Consider the following 21,740-nt stretch of genomic DNA (forward strand, 5'->3'; position numbering starts at 1 on the left):
AAGTGGTTGAGGTTTAGCTGAACTCCGTTTAGTCGAATTCGATGATCTGGCGCAGGGCCGCACCGTCAGACAGACGGTCCATGGCGGCGTTGATGTCCTCGAGCTTGATGTGATCGGAGATCAGGGCCTCGGCGTTGAGCTTGCCCTCACGCCACAGCTGCTCGTACTTCGGAATGTCCTTCGACGGAACGGAGGAACCCAAGTAGCAGCCGTGCACGCGGCGTGCCTCACCGGTCATCACGAGCGGGTCGATGGTGATGGTGGAGCCCGGTGCTGGCAGGCCAACGGTAACGGTCAGGCCGCCCGGTGCGGTGACCTTGTATGCGGTTTCCAGGGCCTTCGGGTGGCCGGCGGCCTCCACGACGGCGGTGAATTTCTTGCCGGACTCCTCAGCTTCCTGCGGGGTCATGGCGGAGGTGGCGCCGATTTCGAGCGCCTTCTCGCACTTGTCCTTCTGCATGTCGATGCCCACGATCTCCTTCACGCCGAGCGCAGCGGCGGTGATGATCGCAGCCATGCCCACGCCGCCGAGGCCGACGACAGCGATGCTGTCCTCCGGCTTCGGGTCGATCTCGTTGAGCACGGCGCCGCCACCGGTGAGGATGGCGCAGCCGAGGATAGCGGCGATGTCCGCCGGGACATCGGAGCCCACCGGTACGACGGAGAGCTCGGAGACCACGGCGTGGGTAGCGAAGCCGGAAACGCCGAGGTGGTGCTGGACCATCTCACCGTTGCGGGTGAGGTGGCGGGTGCCGCGAATGAGGGTGCCCTCGTTGTTGGTCTTGGAGCCGACCTCACAGGGCATCTTGCCGTCGGTCTTGCAGCCGGCGCACTCGCCGCAGCGCGGGAGGAAGGTCATGACTACGTGGTCGCCAACCTTGACGTTGGTAACGCCCGGGCCAATTTCCTCGACGATGCCGGCGGACTCGTGGCCCAGCAGCATCGGCAGCGGGCGCGGGCGGTTGTTGTTGACCACGGAGAGGTCGGAGTGGCAGAGGCCAGCGGCGGTGATCTTGACCAGAATCTCGCCCTCGCCGGGGGCGGTGAGCTCGAGCTCGCTCACGGTGATGGGCTGAGAGTCGGCGTAAGGGCGCTCATCGCCGGAGCGCTCCAGGACGGCGCCGCGAATGGTAATCGTGTCAGACATTGATACCTCCAGACATCGGATGGGGTTAATGCATCGCAATGTACGCCACGTCACGTCGGGGAGGGCGGGAATGGTGTGGGAAAACCTACACCCAATAGTTGTATGGGTGGGGAATTCTCTACCTACTCAGCGCGTGGGCGCGCAACGCTACGAAGACATCGAGCCCGCGCTGGCCCACGGCCCACTCATCTCCCATGAGCTCAGCGATCCGGTCGAGTCGCTGGCGCACCGTATTGGGGTGGATAAACATGGCGCGAGCTGTTTGCGGGATGCTGTGGCCGGAGAGCAAGTAGTGGTGCGCGGTATCGGTCAGCTCCGTGGAATGCTCTGCGTCATAACGCACCAACGGGCCGATCGTGCGCGTGGACAGCGCGCTCAACGCCTGCGGGTCCGCGCCCAAGATGAGGCCGACGGTGCCCAAGGTATCTTCGGTGACTAAGCGGCCTTGTACGCCGAGCGCTAAAGCTGACTCCAAGTAGGCCATAGCGGAATCGTGGGCGCTGCGTGCCGAATCCAGCCCGTCGAAGCCGATGGCAGAAACCGTCAAGTCAGAAAACTCAGACAGCAGCGGGGCAAGTGCCTTATCAATTGCTCGATCCGGCTGGTACAGCACGCACACGTGCTGGTCGTGGTGTGTGATAGCGGCATTTCCCGGCAGAAGGTGCTCTAGTTGCGGGCGAGTCGGCAAACTCTTTGCCGAGTGTAAGCCGACGAAATAGAGCTGTACCGAAGAATTCAGGCTGATTCCCGTTAGGTGGCGCAGACGAGCGATCTCCTCGCGCCCAGCATTACCCAGAGCGACGGCGTAGACGAGGTCATCGACTTTGCGCGCGGTGGCGTCGACAAGCGCTTCGGCAAAAAGAGCAATCGCAGTAAAGGCAGCGGAGGCGTGGCTGATGACGCGCAGTTCGGCATCGCTGAGCTCTTTGTCCACGCCAATCGTGCCTAAGGCCCGCCCGTTGAACTCCACGGGGAAGGTACTGGTTGGGGGAGTGTTCGGGGCACCTTCCGTGGTCCATAGGGACACCGGTGCATCGAGGCTATCAGCCAACACGCGTTCGAGTTCCTCAAAACTCGCGTTATTCATCAGCACGTGGAGCAGCTGCGTGTTGACCTCATTGAGCCACTGCAGTTCTTCGACATGGCGGCTGAGCGCAATCTGGGAGCGGGTCAATTCGGCCACGGATTCGCCTTGGCTCTCGATGACTTGCGCATTCTCCAGCGCCACGGAGGTAATAGAGCCGAGTACCTCGAGGGCCGCGATTTCTTCGTGCGTGTAGTGGCGGGGGTGGCGGTCGCCCACGAGCAGCGCGCCGATGGTGCGCCCGGCGATGCGGATCGGGGCACCGAGGATTCCGCGGATTCCTTCGGCTTCTACCGCGCGGTCCACGTAATCCACGTGCGTAACGTTGGGATCTGCGGAATGGTCATAGGTCCACGCTGGGCGGTTGGTGGCGGCCACGATGCCGAGGACTCCGGAGCCCATCGGCATGTTGATGGTGCGGAATTCCTCCGTGACGACACCACTGGTGGCCAGCACCTTGGTAAAGCCGGTGTCCTCATCGTTGAGGCTGAGATAGCCCACGTCGGTGCCGATGGTGGAGCGCGCGTGGCGCACGATGGCACGGAAAATATCGGTGGATTCGCGGCCGGAGTTGAGCATCTGGGAGACGTCGAGCAGTTTGGTCGACATCACCCGCCACGTGTGGTTGGCGCGCATGGTTTCCTCGATGGCCCGAAGCGCGCCAAGCTCCTCGGCCGCCAGTTGCTCTCGCAACTCGTCGGGGACACGGGTGCCGCTGGCGAGGTGGGAGAGTACGGGGCCGAGGAGAGACATACCTACAGTTTATTAGGATCAGACCTTCTTCTTGGTGCGCGGGATGGGCTTGCCGGTAATGAGCGCGTGGAGCTTGCCGTCACCGATCTGCATGTCCTCCGGGAGATCCGCGGAATCAACTTCCGTCATGATCTCCTTGATGAAGTCAGATTCCGGGATGGAGGAGTTGCGAGCGATGGCCACCAGCTCACGAGCCTCCTCATCGGAGAGGTGGTTGTCATTCTCAAAGCGCTTCTTGAGTAGCTCACGCGCGCGGCGGCGCAGGTCGGCCTCAGATTGCAGGTCCTTGCGGTTCTTCAACCATGCGAAGCCGATGATGAACATGATGGCAATGCCCATGTATCCCAGAATCGGGTAGACCCAGCCGATGAGGTTGGAGAAGCCGATGAAGGAAAGCACGAAGCCGATGAGCACGGAGATGACATAAACCTTGTAGAAGTTCTGCGGCTTGCCGCGGGTGAGGCGCTTGGCAAAGGCATAGAACATACCAATCGCGGTGTTATAAATCATGCCGTAGATGGCGACGGACATGGCGATACCGAGCACCGGGTGAATCTGCTCAATCATGGCCAGCGTTGGCATTTCAGCCTCGGTGATCGGGCCCACGGAGACGTAGAGTCCCCCGACCAGGACCGCCAGCAGGAAGAGGAAGCATGCGCCGCCGAGAATGCCGCCGTAGCCCACCTCCTTGGCATCGAGGAAGTTGCCGCCGATGACGATCATCATGGAGACCACCACGATGACGTTCAGGCCCAGGTTGTTGATGGCAGAGACCCACCAGTTCGGTAGCGTCGTCGGAAGCTGCTGTGCCTGCTCGTTAAGATGCGACCAATCTGGGTTGGAGGTGAGCACGGTGTAGACTGTGCCGATGGTCAGCAGAATGATGATGAACGGGGTGATAGCGCCAATGGCGATGGTTACCTTGTCCACATCGAGTAGGCCGGTTAGCAGCGTGAGCACGAGCATGAGGACCGCGCCGATCCACACCGGCCAGCCCCACTGCTGGTTGAGGTTGGCGCCGGCGCCGGCGAACATGGCGAAGCCAATGCAGAACAGACAGGTCAGCGTGGCGAAGTCGAGGACCTTCGACACGATGGGGGTGGACACCGCGTTGAAGACGGAGGTGTGCTCCTTGGCGCGGTGATAGGAGCCTAGTTGGAGAATGGTGATACCGGAGATGGTCATGGCCAGTGCCGTTACGATGGCACCGACGATGCCCATGTTGCCGAAAGCAACGAAGTATTGGAGGGCCTCGCGGCCGGAAGCAAAAGAGGCACCCGCGAGCACGCCGATGAAGGCCATCGCGATGCCGAATGAGCGTTTAAGCATGGTGAACCTAACTTTAGGTGGATAGAAATAGCTACTTATGCAAATGGGGCAGGCGGCCTGGGAAGGTGCCTGCCCCGTGCGTGATGGAGCGGAAGCTTTTAGTTTGCTACCGCCTTGATGAACTCGGCGACGACTGCGAGCTCTTCCTCACCGCGGTCAATTACCGCGGCGGAGGTGAACAGCCCGTGATGGTAGCCCACGAGGTGCTTGTGCGTGACGTCGACGCCAGCCTTGGCCAGCTTGCCGGCATACTCGATGCCCTCGTCTGCCAGCGGATCGTTATCCACCGTGATGACGAGTGACGGGGGCAGACCCTCCGGGAGCTCTTCCAGCAACAGTGGGGAGAGATCCGTGGCCGTACGCTGCGATTCCTCCGTGACGAAGGTATCGATGAACCAGCGCATGGTGTCCGATGCCAGCGGGAAGCCCTCTTCCAGGCGCTTGTAGGAGGCACCGTTCTCAGTTCGCTCGCGAGAGCAATCCGTGATCGGGTAAAGCAGGATCTGGGAGCTGAGGTTGGCAGCGTTCTCCTCGCCCACAAACTCGTTCGCCAGGGTGGCTGCGAGCTGGCCGCCGGCCGAGTCACCAGCCACCGCGATGGAGGTCACGGTCAGGCCATGCTCAGCCGAGGAGTCGGACAGCCAGCGGTAGGCGGCGCGGCAATCGTCGATAGCTGCCGGGTAGGTGTGCTCCGGGGCCAGGCGATAGTCCACAGCAACGACCGGGAGGCCAGTCAACACCGCGATACGGCGTACCGAAGAGTGGTGGGTCTCCAGGTTGCCCATAAGCCAGCCACCGCCGTGCATGTAGAGCACTGCGGGAGTCTCCTGGCCGCGCTCCGCCTCCGGGCGGGGGTCGTAGAGGCGAACCTGAAACTGGTCGACCTGGAAATCCGTGGTCGCGGGTTCCTTCTCTTCGTGGAGCGGGTTGGCGTGGGCCGAGGCTACGTAGTTCTCACGCACCTGCGGGATGGGGAAGTTATGGAAGGACTTTGCCCCACCATCGCGGAAAGGTTTCAGCGCCTTCCACGCATCCTCAGCGACGGGGCGCCCGGAAAATTCGTCGTGCAGAGTGTGCATTGTGAACTACCTCCTAGACCAGCTCGTAGTCGTTGAGCTCGAGCTTGTCGGTGAGCTCGTAGTACTCGGCGACGTTGCCGGACCAGTTGTTGATGACGCGGCCTTCCTCGTTCTTGTACCAGGAGGAGCAGTCAGCGGAGAACGCAGATGCCTCGAGTTCCTTCTGGATACGGGTGTTGAACTCGTCGATGACGTTCTTCTTCACGTCGAGGGCCGCCTCCGGGTTCTCGCGCAGGTAGGCAACTGCCTGGGAGATGTAGCGGTCCTGCGCCTCGAGCATGGCCACCACGGAGTGGTGGTTGAGGTTGGTGTTCGGGCCGTAGAGCATGAAGAAGTTCGGGAAGCCATCCACGGTCATGCCCAGGTAAGCCTCCGGGGAGTTGCCCCAGCGCTCGCGCAGGTCGACGCCATCGCGGCCAGCAATCGGCAGGTCGCCCTGGAATTCCTGGGAGTGGAAGCCGGTGGCGTAGATGACCACGTCGAAGTCGTGCTCGACGCCGTCCTCGGTGCGGATGCCGGTCTCGGTGAACTTCTCGATGCCAGCGGTGATGAGCTCTACGTTGTCACGGTTGAAGGTGGGGTAGAAATCATCGGAGCGCAGGATGCGCTTGCAACCGAAGGCGAAGGTCGGGGTGAGCTTTTCCACCAGCTCCGGGTCGTTGACCTGGGAGCGCAGGTGCTCCATGGCCTGCTCGACACCCTCGGCAGCGGAATCGGTGCCCTTGCGGGTGCGGTCGAAGCCCTCCTCGCGGACCTCGTGGATCTCCTGGCGGATGGCGCGGTAGGAATCCGGGTTCTCCTGGAATTCCTTGGTCTCCTCCTCGGTGAAGATGACCTGGTTGCGCGGCAGGATGTAGTTAGCGGAGCGCTGGAACACGGAGAGTTTCTCCGCCTCCTTTGCTACCTCCGGAACCAGCTGAACGGCGGAAGCCGCGTTACCGATGACGGCGACCTTCTTGCCGGCCAGGTCAACGTCGTGGTTCCACTCAGCGGAGTGGAACTGCACGCCCTGGAAAGCCTCACGGTTCGGGAAGTTCGGGATCTTCGGCTTGGAGAGCTGGCCCCACGCACCAACAAAGACGCGGCCGTAGTAGGTCTCACCGTTGGCCTCGATCTCCCACGCCTTGAGGTCTTCCTTCCACTCGGCGTTGGTGATGCGGTGGTTGAACTTGATGTGATCGTAGAGGTTGAACTCCTCGGCGAGAGCCTTGAGATAGCCCTGCATCTCGTCCTGGCCGGCGAACATGCGGGAGACGCCGAGGTTGAGGAAGTAGGAGTAGCAGTAGATCAGAGCTTGGGTATCGCAGGCAGCGCCCGGGTAGGTGTTGTCGCGCCAGACGCCGCCGACCTCGTCGGCTGCCTCGAGGATGAGGAAGTCCTTCTGCTCGTCGCGGACCAGCTGGGCGCCCATGCCCAGTCCGCCGTAGCCGGTGCCGAGGATGATGCAATCGTAGATCTTCATAGTGGTGTGTCTCCTTTAAGACGTTGGTGGTTCGGGTTAGTTCGTGCGGATGGCTTCAGCCAGGACCTGGAGGCCGTCACGCAGGGTGGACTCGTTGATGACCAGCGGCGGCAAGAGGCGGATGACGTTGCCGTCGAGGCCGCAGGTGAGGATGAGTACGCCCTGCTCGCGGCAGGTCTTGGCCACCTTAGCGGTGAGGTCAGCGTTGGGCTGGTTGTTGTCGTCGACCAGCTCGAGGGCGATCATGGCGCCGCGGCCGCGGACTTCGGCGACGGTGGTGAGCTCGAGCAGCGGCTCTAGCTCCTCGCGGATGATGGCCTCGATCTCGCGGGCGCGGGAAGCCAGATCCAGTTCCTCCATCTCCTCGAAGGCTGCCAGGGACGCGGCACAGGCCACCGGGTTGCCGGCGTAGGTGCCACCCAGGGAGCCCGGGTCCGGGGCATCCATGATTTCTGCACGGCCGGTCACAGCGGACAGCGGCATGCCGCCGCCCACGCCCTTGGCGGTGGTGATGAGGTCCGGGATGATGCCCTCATCGTCGCAGGCGAACCAGGAGCCAGTGCGGCAGATGCCGGCCTGAATTTCATCGGCGATGAAGACAACACCGTTGTCGGTGCACCATTCCTGCAGTGCTGGGAGGAAGCCCTTGGCCGGCTCAACGAAGCCGCCCTCGCCCTGAACCGGCTCGATGATGACGGCGGCCAGCTCTTCGGTGCCGACGTACTGCTCGATGTAGCGCAGGGTGCGCTGTGCGGCCTGCTTGCCGTCGAGGCCGTCGCGCAGCGGGTAGGACATCGGCGCGCGGTAGATATCAGCGGCTAGGGTGCCAAAACCCTGCTTGTACGGCTTGTTCTTGGCGGTCATGGTCATGGTCAGGTTGGTGCGGCCGTGGAAGGCGCCGTCGAAGACCACAACGCGGTTCTTGCCGGTGTAGCGGCGAGCGATCTTGATGGCGTTCTCTACTGCCTCCGCGCCGGTAGAGAAGAGGCAGGTCTTCTTCTCGTGGGTGCCCGGGGTCAGCTCGTTGAGCTTCTTGCAGACATCAACGAAGCCCTGGTAGGGAGCGTTGAGGAAGCAGGTGTGGGTGAGGTGGCTGGCGGCCTCGGCGACGGCCTTGGCAACGCGCTGGTTGGAGGCGCCGACGGAGGTCACGGCGATGCCGGATGCGAAGTCGACGATGGTGTTGCCGTCGACGTCGACAAGCACGCCACCGTCACCATCAGCGATGTAGGAGGGGTAGCCCGGGATGACGCCAGCGGCGACGTCTGCTTCGCGGGCGGCATTCAGCTCCTGGCTGCGGGGGCCAGGGATTGCGGTGGAGACATTCCGCTCCTGGGGGAGGCGGTGCTTGAGGTCCTGCATGCTGTCTGCTCCTTAATACTCGGAATTTTTTATGACGTGGGTCATTCTGGCGGCTAAACTTCATGAGGGCCATAGACAACTGGGTGAAAGAATGGTGAGAAATTGTCCACAATGGATACGGGGGTAGCGGTCGGGCTGGAAGAGGGGAGCGTTTCCCTGAGATGGTTGGCTAATCAACCCGATCTGGGGATAGAAATTCTGCACGATTGTGGGCGCCCTTTTTCCGTAATGCACCCGTGTGAGCTGCGCGATCCCCGTGAGTTTGTGGGGTCTGGGGTGGTTATCCTGCTTACCGGCATGGCGTTTGAAGGGAAATCGGAAGAGCTGGCGGAGTACATCCACAGGGTGGCCGAAGGCGGGGTAACGGGGGTGGGTTTCGGCGTTGGGATTGCCTTTGCCGAGGTTCCGCCCGCCATGGTGGAGGCCGCCCGGGAATGCGATATTTCGCTCTTCACGGTGGCGCTGCGTGTTCCTTTCGTCTCGGTGCTCGCGCGTCTCCACGACGAGCTGCAACGCCAGCGCGAGGAAGGGCTGGAGCGTTTCATTGCCCAGCAGGGTGCGCTGAACGACGCCGCCGTGGCCGGCCTCGACGCCCTCGTGGACAAGACCGGCCGACTTTTGGGTGCGCACTGTTGCCTCGTGGATAAGGATGGGCGGGTCTTCGCGCAGTCGAGCCTTCCCGGGCTGCCGCCGGTGGAGTGGGCACCAGTGATTGCTGATGCCCGCGCTCAAAACTTCTATGCCGCACGCCGTGTCGGCGGGTGGAATGTTTTGGCCCAGCGCTTGGCCGACCACGGCGCACGATCCTTTGGTCTGCTGGCGGTGGCGCGTGAGAGTTTCGGTGTGAACGAGCGCGCGCTGCTCAAACAGGCCGCAGGTCTAGCGGAACTCACGGTGAAGCGCCCGCAGGAGCTGCGGCGCACCCAAAACGAACTCAACTCCATGGCCATGGCTATTCAGTTGGGTATGGACCAGCCAGAAGATCCCATGCGCCGCATCTTCCACATGGTGGGTGATGCGCAGGGTCGGGTGCGTCCTGTGCTGGTGAAATCTGAGGGGGAGCGCGCCCACCAGCGCTTCATTCAGGCGTTGGATGCCCGACTGCAGGAACACGGGCGCTTGCTTTTCGAGTACGCGCTGGATAAATCCTCCAGCCTCCTGCTCTTTAGGGGAAGCCGGTCGATGAAGAACCTGCAAGACTTGTTGCGCGATATTCGCGGAAGCAAGCGCATCGTCGTGGGGCAACCTATACCATGGGCCGAGCTGGGAGTAGGAGTTGTCCGTGAATTGGAATCCTTCGCCTTTGGGTTGCAGCCAGGAATGTTGGCGGGACCAGAATCGCGGACGCTGAGCTGGACCAGGGATCCTCGGGTCAAGGGTGCGGTGCACAATCGCGCCGAAGAAACCTGGGGCAAGGTGCGCGCCTTTGATGCGGAGCACGGCACCGAACTGGCGGAAACCCTGGAGGTCTACCTGCGCGCGGGTGGGCATGTGAGCCGCACTGCTGAGGAGCTGCAGTCGCATCGGCATACCGTGCGCAAGCGCATCGCGGATTTGGAAGATCTCCTGGAAGTCGATCTCAAGGATCCCCTCGTGGCGGCGGAGCTGCTCATCCTCGGGGTCAGCGTTCCGGATTGAGGCCTTAAAAGTCAGCTAAGAGTCAATACTGAGTAAGAGAAGCTCCGCCCGGGTTACAGGGTTGGCCAGGTCCACGCCGCAGAGTTGCTCCACTTTATCCAACCGAGCGCGCACGGTGTGGCGGTGAACGCCGAGCTCCGCGGCGGCGGTGGCCAGGTTGGCGTTGCCCACGAGGAAGGCTCGCAATGTAGTAAGCAGCTCGGTGTTGTGTTGCGTATCGTGCTCGGCTAGAAGGCTGACCGTGGTTGCGCGCCGAGCGGCGAGAGCCTCGGGCACGCCCGGCTCTGCCAACCACGTGGGCGCAGCGGAGTCGAAAGGCGCCACCGTGCCAAGTGGGAGGCTGCGGGCGTGGTTGTGGAGTGAGGATAGAAGCGCTGGGGTCAGTGTCTGCCATTGTGTGTGCCGCAGGTGAGATGCCCGGAGGTAGCGCGTGTGCTTCCCAAGGAGTTGCGGGTGCACGGTGCCCGGTGGAAGCGCGATAAGTGCCGAATCGTGGTCCGGGCGGATGAGGCTGAGAGGCTCGGCTTTTCCAATTTCGCTCAAAGCCCGCGTGAGGCGGGAGGGGGAAGGCGCCGTGAGAAACAGGACATCTATGAGGTCATGGCTATCGACCATATGAAAAGCCGCCTGCAGAGCGGGGGAGTTCACGCCGGCGAGCTGGGCGTCGAGTGCCAATGCCCCGAGGATTGTGTGCGCAGTGGTGTCGGGGTGGTCCAAGAGCAGGCTGGCCAGACCCGCTAGGTGCCGAATGAGCGCCCGAGAGTAGGAATCGAATTTTTCTGCACGCGTTACCGCGATGGCCCAGCGCCGTCCCGCCGAGCCGAAAATGCTGGTGATGGTGGCGCCTGTGCTTGTCGACGTCCCCGTTCCCCGCCCCGTCTGCTCCGCGGCCTCCACCGCGGCGTCGGCTGCACTGAGCTGGCCGCGATCGCTGCGGCTGACCACCGCTCCGGAGGAACTGGCTACCGCTACCGCGGCGCCGAGTTCCTTGCCTGCCTGTGCGATGAGTGCGCCGATGTTCGTGGCCGCCGCCTGGTTGAGGCGCTCCTGCTGGCGGTGGAGTGCAAAGTGCGCGTTGTTGTCCAAGCGGGCCTGTTCTTGAGCCACGGCCGTGGTGATGGAAACGAATCGGGTGGCGCGCGGGACTTCAAAGAGGGTGAGGTCGTGCTGGGAGCAGGCGCGGATAAGTTCTGCGGGAACCTCACTGAAGGCCAGTCCGGTGCCAAAGCCGATGCCCTGCACGCCGGCCGCGGCGAGGGCCGCAACATAGCGCTCGAATCCTTCGGCTGCCTCCTGGAAGGCAAGCCCCAACGTGAGCATGAGCGCGCCGGGGGAGGTGAACTCGCTGGGGTCCGCGAGCTCGGAGGCGTGAATGGTGTTGAAGGAGGTTTTAGCGCTAAGGACGCTCCGCAAGCTCAGAGAGCGCTGGTTGAGCAGCCAATGGAAGGAAATCTCACGCATGGTGGACAGACTACACAGTAGTGGGAACAAAATTTATACATAGTGTCCATAGTGTTCGGGGCGTGTTGGGGGCCACACTAAGGGGCATCCTATTCATCCGAACACAAAAGGAAGACCATGCAGGAACTTCAGTACCACATTGAGCAGTCCCGTCACCTGGGTCAGCAGGTCCCGGGCCCGAAGAGCGCCGCCCTGGATGAGCGCCGCAAGAACGCCCTCCCCGCGGGCATGGCACCGTCACTTCCGGGCTACGTAGTGGATGCCGATGGCGGCATTCTTGCCGACGCCGACGGCAACCGCTTCATCGACCTCGCTTCCGGTATCGCTGTGACCTCCGCTGGTGCTTCGAACCCGGCCGTCGTGGCCGCGGTTCAGGAGGCCGTCGCGCACTTCACCCACACCTCCTTCACCGTGTCCCCGTATGAGTCCTACGTGGCCGTGGCAGAAAAGCTCAACGAGGTCACCCCGGGTGACCACCCGAAGAAGACCGCGCTGTTTAACTCCGGCGCAGAGGCCGTCGAGAATGCCGTGAAGATTGCCCGCAACTACACCGGAAAGCGCGGTGTCGTGGTCATGGACCGCGCCTTCCACGGCCGCACCAACCTGACCATGGCTATGACCGCCAAGCAGTCGCCCTACAAGAATGGCTTCGGCCCCTTCGCCCCGGAGATTTACCGCGCACCGATGTCCTACCCGCTGCGTGACGGCCTGAGCGGCGCCGAGGCGGCCCAGAAGACCATCACCATGATTGAGCAGGAAGTCGGCGCAGCTAATCTGGCCTGCGTTGTTGCTGAGCCGATTCAGGGCGAGGGCGGCTTCGTCGTCCCGGCCGAGGGCTACCTCGCAGCAATCCAGAAGTGGTGCAACGAGAACGACGTGGTCTTCATCGTCGACGAGATTCAGGCAGGCATGATGCGCACCGGCACCTGGTTCGCCTCCGACCATGAGGGCATTGTTCCGGACATGGTGACCATTGCGAAGGGTATTGCCTCCGGTATGCCGCTGTCCGCAGTGACCGGCCGTGCGGAAATCATGGATGCCCCGCAGCCGGGTGGCCTGGGCGGTACCTACACCGGTAACCCGGTGGCCTGTGCTGCTGCGCTGGCAACCTTCAAGGAATTCGAAGAGAAGGACTTCGGTGCGCGTGCCCAGAACCTAGAGAAGGTCGCCCGCGAGGAGCTGGAGCCCATTCTGGGCGATGAGCGCGTGGCCGAGTTCCGCGGCCGCGGCGCCATGCTTGCCCTCGAATTCGTTACCGCTGAGGGTGAGCCGGACTCCGAGCTGGTGCACAAGATTGCCGACGCCGCCAAGGCCGAGGGCGTCCTGCTGCTGACCTGCGGCCTGGACCACAACGTCATCCGCTTCCTGCCTTCCCTGGCCATCCCGGAGGACCTGTGGCGTGAGGCGCTGCAGGTCGTCGTGAAGCAGTTCAACGAATACAAGTAAGGCAAGATCACGTGCTCACCCAGCGCTGGCTGGGTGAGCACAAGTTTTAGTAATCATCGGAGAAGTCTTTGTCCAACAAAATTTCTGTGCCGCAGAGGGATGAATCCGCGGCGGAATTCAAACCTGCGTTGTCTTTTGCGCAGGGCGTTGCCCTCATTTTTGGCACCAACATCGGCGCTGGAGTCCTCTCCATTCCTTATGCCGCTCGCAACGGCGGATTCCTTGCGCTCGTCATTGCCCTGCTCGTGGCCGGTACTCTCACGACCATTTCCATGTTGTACGTGGCGGAGTCCGCCATGCGCACCAAGTCCACGCTTCAAGTCTCCGGACTGGCCGAACATTACCTCGGGCAGTGGGGCAGGTGGCTGGTCTTCGTTGCCATCATCGTTAACGGCATCGGCGCGCTCATTGCCTATGCCGCCGGTTCCGGCGACTTGATCAACAACATCTTCGGTCTGCCGCCACTCCTCGGAACGCTGATCTTCTTCGGCTTCGGCTCGTGGGTGATGTACCGCGGTCTGCACACCACGGGTAAGACCGAGGGCGCGATTACGGCCGGAATGGCTATCATCATCGCTGTCCTTTGCGGATGGACGATTCTGGGCCCTGGAATCAAGATTGACAACCTTTTGGTTCTGCACCCGTTCTTCATCGTCCCGATTCTGAATCTGGCGGTCTTCTCCTTCTTGGCACAGTATGTGGTTCCGGAGCTGGTGCAGGGCATGGACCCGGCCAAGCCGCAGCAGACCGCCCGGGCAATCGTTATGGGCATGGTCATCACCGGCTTTACCCTGGCGTTGGTACCTTTTGCCGCGCTTGGCCTTCTTGGCATGGAGGTCACCGAAGTGGTGACCATCGCCTGGGGAGAGGCACTCGGTCCGGTGGCCTACTACCTGGCCAACATCTTTGCCCTAGCGGCCATGTTGACCTCCTTCCTGGCGATTGGTTTTACCACCATGCGCAACGTCCTAGACATCTTCCACTGGGAAGGCGTGAAGGGCCAGCGCATTGTGGCAGTGGCGCTGACGGTTGTTCCGCCACTGGTGATTTCCATTGCTGGTCTCGGTGGCTTCGTTGCGGCGTTGTCCTATGCTGGTGGTTTTGCGGGCGCCATCATGTCCGTTATCCCGGTGATGCTGTTGCACGCCTCCCGGAAGAAAGGAGACCGCGACCCAGGCTGGAACGTGGGCGGACTCGCACACCCAGTAATCCAAGGAACCATCATCGTGGTCTACGTCTTGGCCTTCCTTTACTCGATCATTTCTATCCTTGGGTTGGTGCCGGCAGGCTGGGCTTAGATCCGGCTTTTCGACGCGACACCCCGCCTACTTGCCAAAGTTCGGGCCAGATCTTGAGTCAGGAGCGAGGGATTTGGCAGAACGGGCAGTTGTAGCCCGGACCTGGCTCTAGTTCGTGCCGAAAAAGAAAAGGCTGGGCCGCTCTCCATGTCGGGAGCGGCCCAGCCTTTCAGCATGATGTAACCGAGGTTACGGCCTAGAAGATGCCGTGGTTATGAAGTGCCTCGTCATCGGAGGGGACCTCAGAAATGGCATCCCACATTTCGACGAGCTTGCCGTCCTCGACGCGCCACAGCTCGCAATAGGAATGGCGCGCACCAGCGATGCTGCCTTCTGAATGGGTCAGAACGAACTGTCCCTGCGCAATCGTGCGGTGGATGCGCTCATACTCCAGCCCCTCGCCATCTTCCTTCAGCTTGGTGAGGAAGTCGACGCAGTTTTCGGCACCATCGGCGATGTCAGGGGAATGTTGGGCAAACTGATCATCGCGGGTGTTTTCGATGAAACCGGAGTAATCAGCGCCGATGAGCGAGCGGGTGAAGAACTCGATGACGAACTCTCGGTTCTGCTCGGTGAGGCTCTCATCACCGATTTCGGTAGCGCCATCGAGCTGCGTGCGGCCGCTTGCGTTCGGTTCTGCCAAGGGAACGAGGTTGTCCCAGTGCTCGACAATCTTGTCGCCCTCGACGCGGTAAATATCGAAACCGACGAAGGGCTCATCCTCGATGCCGTCGAAGCGACCATGCAAAGCAACGAGGCCGTTGGCTTCATCCGTAATCACGCGGGCGTTGGTGTACTTCAGTCCCTCGCCCAGATCCGCGACAAATTTCTTGAGCCCTTCTGCATCATTAGCGATGAGGGGAGAGTGCTCCACAAAGTTATCGGCGAAGTGCTTGTCCAGGACCGAGGTATCGTGGCCGTCGAAAAGCGCGGTGTGAACCTCGAGGACAAAGTTTCCTAGTGAAGTCATGGAATCTCCTTAGTTGGCCACGAAGTAGGTGCGCTTGTTGACGAACTCATCCATGCCATAGGGGCCGAGCTCGCGGCCGTAACCGGAGTTCTTCACGCCACCGAAGGGGACTTCGGCGCCCTCCGCCGCGTAGGTGTTGACGTTGGACATGCCGACCTCCAGGCGCTGGGCAATCTTCTCGGCGCGCTCGACGTCCTTGGAGAAGACGCAACCGCCCAGGCCGTACTGGGTGTCGTTGGCCAGCTCCAGCGCCTCTTCGTCGCTGCTGACCTTGAACACGGTGGCCACCGGGCCGAAGAGCTCTTCGTAGTAGACATCAGAGCCAACCGGAACATCGGTCAGCACGGCGGGGCTGAAGTAGGAAGACTTCTCATCGACGAGCTCGCCGCCGACGTGCAGAGTGGCGCCGGCCGCCACGGTGCGGTCGATCTGATCCTTGAGGTTTTCTGCCGCGCTGCGCGAAGACAACGGGGTGTAGACAGTTTCGGAAGCCTCCTGCGGGGTACCCGGCTTCATGGCCTTCGCGAGCTCGACCAGCTCAGCGACGAACTCGTCGTAGATATCCTCCATCACAATCAGGCGCTTGTTGGAGTTGCACGCCTGGCCGGTGTTGTACATGCGGGTCTCCCACGCATCCTTGGCTGCCTGCTTGACGTCATCGGTGTCGAGGATGACGTAAGGATCGGAGCCACCGAGCTCGAGTACTGCCTTCTTGAGGTTCTTCGCAGCCAGAGAACCCACCGCGGCACCTGCGCGCTCGGAGCCGGTGAGGGACACACCGCGCAGCTCCTTGTGCTCGATGATCTTCTCTGCCTGCTCATGGGTTGCGAAGATGTTGGTGTAGACGCCCTTGGGCACACCGGCGTCATCCATGATCTTCTGGATGGCAAGCGCGGAGCGCGGGCAGATGGTGGCGTGCTTCAAGACGATGGTATTGCCCAACATCAGGTTTGGTGCGGCGAAGCGCGCGACCTGATAGTAAGGGAAGTTCCACGGCATGATGCCCAGCAGAGTGCCGATAGGGAGGCGCTGGATGTAGCCCTTGCCGTCCATCTCGACGGGGATTTCCTCGTCGGCGGCGAACTTCGGGCCGTTGTCGGCGTAGTAGGCAAAGATAGCGCCGCTGAACTCAGCCTCCTCGAGGCCCTCGGAGACCGGCTTGCCCATTTCGGTTGCAATGATCTCAGCGAGCTCATCCTTGCGCTCTTCGAAGAGCTCGGCAACGCGCGTGACTAGCTTGGCGCGCTCCTCGATCGGGGTATCGCGCCAACTGAGGAATGCCTCGTGCGCGCCATCAACGGCGGCCAGGATTTCCTGGTCAGTGGCGTGGTCAAAAGTCTCAAGAACCTCACCGGTAGCGGGGTTTTCTACGCGAAATCCGGACATTGCTTCATCCTCCAATGATTGAAGTGTGTATGGGTTGCACCCCATTATGGGGCGGATTGTGACTTATTGCAAGGGTTCTGCACTTTATGTCATTTGTCTCAGTATTGGCTTATGGGGTACTTGGACTGAGGGGGTGAAAGGAGGCCACTTAGCCCCGCCAGGGCTGAATGCCCGCGCGGCGCCAGGCCTCCAAGAACTGGGTAGTTTCTGCTTCGTCCGTGATGGACACGCGCACGCCCTCATCGAGGTAGCGGCGGATGACCACGCCTTCATCGAGCATTTTCGTCTCCACCTCCGCGGCATCTGCGCGCGGCAGCCACACAAAGTTGCCGTAGGACTTCTCGGCCCCCAGCTCCGCGCAGACGCGGTCGCGCTGTGCTTTGGTGATCTCGACGGCGTCGGCAAGCTCGTCGTGGCGCTTGAGCACCTCCACGGCGGCGGTTTCCGCCATGGCAGTCACCGTCAGCGGCAGGGAGAGCAGTTGCAGTGCGTTGATGATCTCTGGGCCAGCCACCGCGTAGCCCACGCGCATGCCGGCCAAACCCCACGCCTTGGAGAAGGTGCGCACGCCGAGCAGGTTGGGGTAGCGCTCGTATTCCTCCACTGAATCCGGGGTATCGGGGGCGTCGTTGTACTCCCAGTAAGCTTCATCCAGCAGCACGACGACGTCCTTGGGCACCCGGTCCATGAAGGCGCGGAATTCACCGCGCGTGATGACGGTGCCCGTCGGGTTATTGGGGTTGCACAGGATGATGAGCTTGGTCTTCTCCGTCAGGGCGGCAAGGACTGCCTCCAGATCGACGCGGTAATCCTCCGTGAGCTGGACCAGAATCGGTTCCGCGCCGGCCATGCGCACGTAGAGGGGGTAAGCCTCAAAGCTGCGCCAGGGCACGATGACCTCATCACCCGTCTGGCAAGAAGCCAAGATGGTGGCCTGCAGGATGGGCGTGGAACCCGCCGAGACGAAGATATTTTCCGCCGGGACATCTAGGTAATTGCACAAGGCGTTGGTGAGCTCTAGGCTGCCGGGCTGTTGGTAGCGGTTGGTGGTGCGGGCGGCGTCGGCAACCGCGGCAATGATGTCCTCGGCAGGCGGGAAGGGGACCTCGTTGGAAGAGAGCTTCAAGGCATTGGGGAAATCCTTGCCCACCTTGTACTCGGGGAAGCTTGAGAGATCACTACGAAGCATAATCACGTCCTTTCTAAATCATGTCCCAGATGGTCACGGCCATAATCAGCAGGCCCATGCCGAAGACGAAGTAGTTCCACGGGTCATTGCGGAATTGCTTGTACACGTCCAGTTTCTTGAACATGTACACCGGAACCAGGTAGACGATGAACGCCACGAAGACACCGGAGACCACGGAAATCATCGAAATAATGGAGGGGTTGAAGATCGCCACGAGCGTGGTGCACACGAAGGCGATGAGATAAATGATGTTGAGCAGCGTGCGGTGCGAGACCTTTTCCGCCAGCTTTGGCGCGGCGTTCTTCAGCAGGTATTCCGTTCCCTCTTCGGTACCGAGCATGTGGCCGAAGTAGGAGGAGACGATGGCGCAGATGACCACGATGGGGGCCATGTAAGCCATGAACGGAGTGCCCGTGACGTTGGCGAAATAGGAGAGCACCGGGATGTTTTGCTCGAGTGCCTCATTCATACCGTCGGCGCCGAGCGCGAGGACGCAGGACCACACGAAGAACATGGTGAAGACGACGAGCAGGATGGCGGTGTAGAACTCCGTGCGGGAGACGCGCTTCTCGGTCTTCTCGCCGTACTGCGGCTGCATGTCGATGGCGAACTGCGAAAGCGCCGCCATGTGGGAGAAGGAAAAGACCAGCACCGGAAGGATGAGGAAGATGCCCTTGAGCATCTGGCCCCAGCCATCGGCACCATCGTCAAAATGGATGAAGCTGTGCAGGTCCCAGCGCGGAATGAGGTAGATGGACGTGATGGCCAGGGCGATAATCAGCGGGTAGACCAGCACTTGGGCCAGCCAAATCATAGGTTTGCGGCCGATGGCGAAACCACCGGTCATGATTCCGACGCAGATGGTGGCCAGCAGCCAGCGGTCGATGGAAGGCCCGCCCAGCTGGTTGACGATGAAGCTATCCACCGCGTTGGTGATGGAGACACCGTAGATCAGGACGGTGGAAAAGACCGTGATCCAGTACAGCACCGCGAAGCCAATTCCTTGGCCTTTGCCCAGGTATTGCGAAACCAGCTCGAGGATGTCTTTGCCGTGGTCCTCCTTGGGTGCGCCGGCAACGATGCGCGCATAGGTGCGGTGTGAAAAGTACACCAGCGGAAGGATGAAAACCGTAGCGAAGACGAGCGGCCAGAACCCAAATCCGCCGGCGTTAAGCGGCAGGAAGAGGATGCCGGCACCTACGGCGGTGCCGAAGAGCGTAATGATCCACGATGCGGTGGAGGCGGCGGGGCGCTGCTTGGCGACGACCCCATCGCCCACGATGTGCTCGCCCTCTTTCAGGTCACTGGTGGGCGGTGTGGATGTTGTTGAGGGAGTATTGGTAGAGCTCATGGTGAGCCTCCTCTAGTCGATGGGTAGGGAGTGGTCCTGGTCAGTGATGACGTTGATGAGAGCTGGTACGCCGTCTTCGGCGATGGCGCGCAGGGCCCGGGCTACTGCCTCTTGTGCCTGCGAGTCGTCGGTAACGAGCTCACCGTGAGCGCCGAAGCCGCGGGCTACCGCCGCGAAATCTGGGTTCACCAGCTGGGTGCCGGAGACGCGATCAGGGAAGTGCTTCTTCTGGTGGTCGCGGATGGTTCCAAATTCGCCATTGGACATGACGATGATGAGGAAGGGCGCGCCGTATTGCAGTGCGGTGGCCAGCTCTTGGCCGTTCATGAGGTATTCGCCGTCGCCAGCAATGGTGACGACGGTGCGCTCCGGGAACTGCAGTTTGGTGGCTACTGCGGCCGGGATGGAATAGCCCATCGAGCCGTTGCGCACGCTGAACTGGGAGGGGTAGACCTGCGAGCGCAGGAATTGTTGGGCCCAGATGCAGTGGTTTCCGGCGCCGAAGGTGTAGATGGGATCCTGCGGCAGCTGTTCGTGGAGTGCTGCGAGGATGGCCTCCATGTGGGCGGTGCCTTCTTTTCCGGGACGGTAGTCCGCTGGCTCGGGGAGAGTGGCGAAGTCGAGGTGGTTCGCGTGCGCGTTATCAAACCACTCGCCGCGCTTGTCCTTGCCCTCGATGCTCAAGCGGTCCAGGGTGTTAGCGAAGGCTACGGGGCTCGCCACGATGTGTTCTAGCAGCGCCACGGAGTGGCCGCGGAGGCTGGTATCAGGATTGATCGCGATGTTGCGTGCCTGAGGTGACTGGCGCAAGGTATAGCCATCGGTGGGAACATCACCGAGAACGGCACCGACTTCGATGACGAGGGAGGCGGCTTCCAAAAGTTGTGCCGCGCGTGGGTCGCGCCCATAGCCGAGCCAGCCGGCGTTGGCGGGGGAGTCGAAAGGCACGCGGTCAGCGGCGCGGAAGTCTTGAATGATCGGGATGCGGTGCTCTTCGGCGAAGCGAGTGATCTTCTCTGCGGCCTCCGGGGTCCAGCGCGGACCGCCGGCAAAAATGAGTGGACGCTCTGCGCGGCTCAGCTCGCGGGAGAGGAGGTCCAGGTGATCGTCGGAAAGCGCGCCTTCCGCAACCGGGATGGGCGGATGGATGGTGCCCGTGTACTCCTGGTGGAGAATATCCTCCGGCAGGCCCACGATGACGGGGCCGGGGCGGCCCTGCTGGGCTTGGAAGAAAGCTTCGGCCACGACGCGGGAGGCGCGCGAGGGATCATCGAGGACGAAGACCTGCTTGGCCTGGGTGCCGAACCAGGCCTTGGGGTCGAATTCCTGGAAGGACTCGCGGTCGCGGTCGGAGGTGGGGATGAGGCCCACGAAGAGGACGAGCGGGGTGGCATCCTGCCAGGCGGTGTGGATGCCCACGTAGGCGTTGGCCGCCCCGGGCCCGCGGGTGACCATGGCGACGCCCGGTTGGCCGGTAGCCTTGCCGTGGGCTTCGGCCATGTAGGTGGCACCGCCTTCGTGGCGGGTGACGATGGCCTTAACGGGGGAATCGTAGAGGCCGTCGAGGACGGGAAGGAAGCTTTCGCCGGGCACGAGGAAAGCGCGGGTGACGTTGTGCGCGGCGAGGGATTCGGCAATAGCGGCGCCGACATGTGACATGGAAACCTCCCTGGTGTTGTTGTGGTGGTGGTCTCATTATTCTTTGCTGATGTCATGTTGTCTAATGTCTAGAAAGCTGGAAACCCATACCCTAAAGGCATGTGCCGTGGTAGAAGTGGGGGAATGGACATGGTGAAGGCCAAATATTTCCTTGCGGTGGCTGAGGCTGGCACGGTGACCGCTGCCGCGGCGCGCCTGGGTATTACCCAGCCGGCGCTGAGCCGCCAGCTGCGGCGCTTTGAAAAAGAGCTGGACCTGCAACTCTTCGTGCGGGCAGGGTCCTCACTAGTGCTTAGCGACGCTGCACATGCCCTCATCCCGACCTGCCGCCGCCTCCTCGCCGAATCTGCGCGCGCCGGGCAGGCAGTGGAGGCACTTCGCGCGGGCAGTATCCCGGCACTGCGTGTGGCTGCTACGCCGACGACGATTTCGACTCTGCTTGCGCCCTTTATTGAGGCCGCTGGCCAGACTATCCCTCTGCTCACAACGACCCCGGTCACGCACTACGACGTCTTTGACGCGCTGGAAGGCTCCGCCGACGTGGTGATTGCCACCATCCCGCCAGGCAATGACGTGGCCTCACTGGCTTTGGGCACGATTCCGGTGCGTGCCTGGGTGCCGCCGACGCACCCAATGGCATTGGAGTGTGCGGGTTCGACCAGCGTGGAGGTTAGACGGTTATTGCAAGAAAAGGTGGCTCTGCCCTCGCGGCGCAGCGTGTCCCGCGGGGTGGTGGATTCCTTCGTGGGCACGGCCGGCTGTGCCTTGGGCTCGCATGCCGAGTGCGATGACACCGCAACCTTGAGTGCCTTGGCCCGCTCGGGCCGAGCCGTGGCCCTGATGACAGAGCTGCAGCCTCCGCGGCTGGTGGGCTTCGACGTGGTCGATGGTGAAAAGACCCTGGGCGGGGTGCCGCTGGTCGCGGCCTGGTCCCCGGGGCACTTCGCGGGGCAGGAGATTGCACAGATTGCGCGGCGGTTCCGGAGTTTTATTGAGGGTTCGCTTCGCTAGGGTCTGCTTCTGGGCGCTGGGCGGTGTGCGCTTGGTGTGCGGTGGATAAAACTGCCCCAGTTGCCAAAGTTGGCGCAGATCTCTGAGGCGGTTTCAAGCGGTGGATGCATCACTT

General features: G+C 62.0%; 16 protein-coding genes. 4 read left to right on the top strand and 12 right to left on the bottom strand.

Annotated elements, in window-relative coordinates; genetic code table 11:
* Nucleotides 1–28 precede the first annotated feature (28 nt).
* From HMPREF2743_RS08020 to gabT (HMPREF2743_RS08045), 6 genes are all read right to left on the bottom strand, one after another.
* The gene (locus tag HMPREF2743_RS08020; protein ID WP_070526346.1) at nt 29–1,147 is read right to left on the bottom strand and encodes an alcohol dehydrogenase catalytic domain-containing protein; all 1,119 of its coding nucleotides are present in this window, start codon (nt 1,145–1,147) and stop codon (nt 29–31) included.
* 118 nt (nt 1,148–1,265) lie between these two features.
* Nucleotides 1,266–2,984: a helix-turn-helix domain-containing protein gene (locus tag HMPREF2743_RS08025; protein ID WP_070818547.1), complete on the bottom strand. Its 1,719-nt coding sequence runs from the start codon at nt 2,982–2,984 to the stop codon at nt 1,266–1,268.
* A gap of 18 nt (nt 2,985–3,002) precedes the next feature.
* On the bottom strand, nt 3,003–4,313 hold the full coding sequence (locus HMPREF2743_RS08030; protein WP_070818548.1) for a YkvI family membrane protein: 1,311 nt from the start codon (nt 4,311–4,313) through the stop codon (nt 3,003–3,005).
* 98 nt (nt 4,314–4,411) lie between these two features.
* The gene (locus HMPREF2743_RS08035) at nt 4,412–5,392 is read right to left on the bottom strand and encodes an alpha/beta hydrolase (protein WP_070743846.1); all 981 of its coding nucleotides are present in this window, start codon (nt 5,390–5,392) and stop codon (nt 4,412–4,414) included.
* A 13-nt stretch (nt 5,393–5,405) separates the two neighbouring features.
* Nucleotides 5,406–6,854: a flavin-containing monooxygenase gene (locus HMPREF2743_RS08040; protein WP_070818549.1), complete on the bottom strand. Its 1,449-nt coding sequence runs from the start codon at nt 6,852–6,854 to the stop codon at nt 5,406–5,408.
* A 36-nt stretch (nt 6,855–6,890) separates the two neighbouring features.
* On the bottom strand, nt 6,891–8,216 hold the full coding sequence (gene gabT / locus HMPREF2743_RS08045; protein ID WP_070818550.1) for a 4-aminobutyrate--2-oxoglutarate transaminase: 1,326 nt from the start codon (nt 8,214–8,216) through the stop codon (nt 6,891–6,893).
* Nucleotides 8,217–8,327: 111 nt separating this feature from the next.
* Here gabT (HMPREF2743_RS08045) and HMPREF2743_RS08050 point away from each other — a divergent pair, with 111 nt between their 5' ends.
* Nucleotides 8,328–9,854, top strand: a complete 1,527-nt coding sequence (locus HMPREF2743_RS08050) for a PucR family transcriptional regulator ligand-binding domain-containing protein (protein ID WP_371441233.1) — start codon at nt 8,328–8,330, stop codon at nt 9,852–9,854.
* A gap of 15 nt (nt 9,855–9,869) precedes the next feature.
* Here the strand turns inward: HMPREF2743_RS08050 and HMPREF2743_RS08055 are convergent, their stop codons facing one another.
* A complete protein-coding gene (locus HMPREF2743_RS08055) occupies nt 9,870–11,315 on the bottom strand; it encodes a PucR family transcriptional regulator (RefSeq protein ID WP_070526311.1) in 1,446 nt (481 codons plus the stop codon).
* A gap of 117 nt (nt 11,316–11,432) precedes the next feature.
* On the opposite strand from HMPREF2743_RS08055, the gene gabT (HMPREF2743_RS08060) reads away from it, so the two are divergent.
* Both gabT (HMPREF2743_RS08060) and HMPREF2743_RS08065 read left to right on the top strand, forming a co-directional pair.
* Nucleotides 11,433–12,761 carry a 4-aminobutyrate--2-oxoglutarate transaminase gene (gene gabT, locus HMPREF2743_RS08060; protein ID WP_070526308.1) on the top strand — a complete coding sequence of 443 codons (1,329 nt, stop codon included), beginning with the start codon at nt 11,433–11,435 and terminating at the stop codon, nt 12,759–12,761.
* Nucleotides 12,762–12,829: 68 nt separating this feature from the next.
* A complete protein-coding gene (locus tag HMPREF2743_RS08065; protein ID WP_070818551.1) occupies nt 12,830–14,059 on the top strand; it encodes an aromatic amino acid transport family protein in 1,230 nt (409 codons plus the stop codon).
* A gap of 196 nt (nt 14,060–14,255) precedes the next feature.
* Here HMPREF2743_RS08065 and HMPREF2743_RS08070 read toward each other — a convergent pair whose 3' ends face one another.
* The 5 genes from HMPREF2743_RS08070 to HMPREF2743_RS08090 all read right to left on the bottom strand — a co-directional run bounded on the left by HMPREF2743_RS08070 (nt 14,256) and on the right by HMPREF2743_RS08090 (nt 20,614).
* The gene (locus HMPREF2743_RS08070; RefSeq protein ID WP_070743860.1) at nt 14,256–15,029 is read right to left on the bottom strand and encodes a nuclear transport factor 2 family protein; all 774 of its coding nucleotides are present in this window, start codon (nt 15,027–15,029) and stop codon (nt 14,256–14,258) included.
* A gap of 9 nt (nt 15,030–15,038) precedes the next feature.
* Complete coding sequence (locus HMPREF2743_RS08075) at nt 15,039–16,415, bottom strand: NAD-dependent succinate-semialdehyde dehydrogenase (protein WP_070512293.1); 1,377 nt, start codon at nt 16,413–16,415, stop codon at nt 15,039–15,041.
* A 148-nt stretch (nt 16,416–16,563) separates the two neighbouring features.
* Complete coding sequence (locus tag HMPREF2743_RS08080; RefSeq protein WP_070818552.1) at nt 16,564–17,604, bottom strand: histidinol-phosphate transaminase; 1,041 nt, start codon at nt 17,602–17,604, stop codon at nt 16,564–16,566.
* A gap of 13 nt (nt 17,605–17,617) precedes the next feature.
* On the bottom strand, nt 17,618–18,955 hold the full coding sequence (locus tag HMPREF2743_RS08085; protein WP_070526294.1) for an aromatic amino acid transport family protein: 1,338 nt from the start codon (nt 18,953–18,955) through the stop codon (nt 17,618–17,620).
* A gap of 12 nt (nt 18,956–18,967) precedes the next feature.
* Nucleotides 18,968–20,614, bottom strand: a complete 1,647-nt coding sequence (locus HMPREF2743_RS08090; protein WP_070526291.1) for a thiamine pyrophosphate-dependent enzyme — start codon at nt 20,612–20,614, stop codon at nt 18,968–18,970.
* A 129-nt stretch (nt 20,615–20,743) separates the two neighbouring features.
* Here HMPREF2743_RS08090 and HMPREF2743_RS08095 point away from each other — a divergent pair, with 129 nt between their 5' ends.
* Nucleotides 20,744–21,625: a LysR family transcriptional regulator gene (locus tag HMPREF2743_RS08095; protein WP_246818713.1), complete on the top strand. Its 882-nt coding sequence runs from the start codon at nt 20,744–20,746 to the stop codon at nt 21,623–21,625.
* The last annotated feature ends 115 nt before the right edge of the window (nt 21,626–21,740 follow it).

Origin of the sequence: Corynebacterium sp. HMSC036D02, from assembly GCF_001836165.1 — a bacterium.
Classification (GTDB): Bacteria; Actinomycetota; Actinomycetes; order Mycobacteriales; family Mycobacteriaceae; genus Corynebacterium.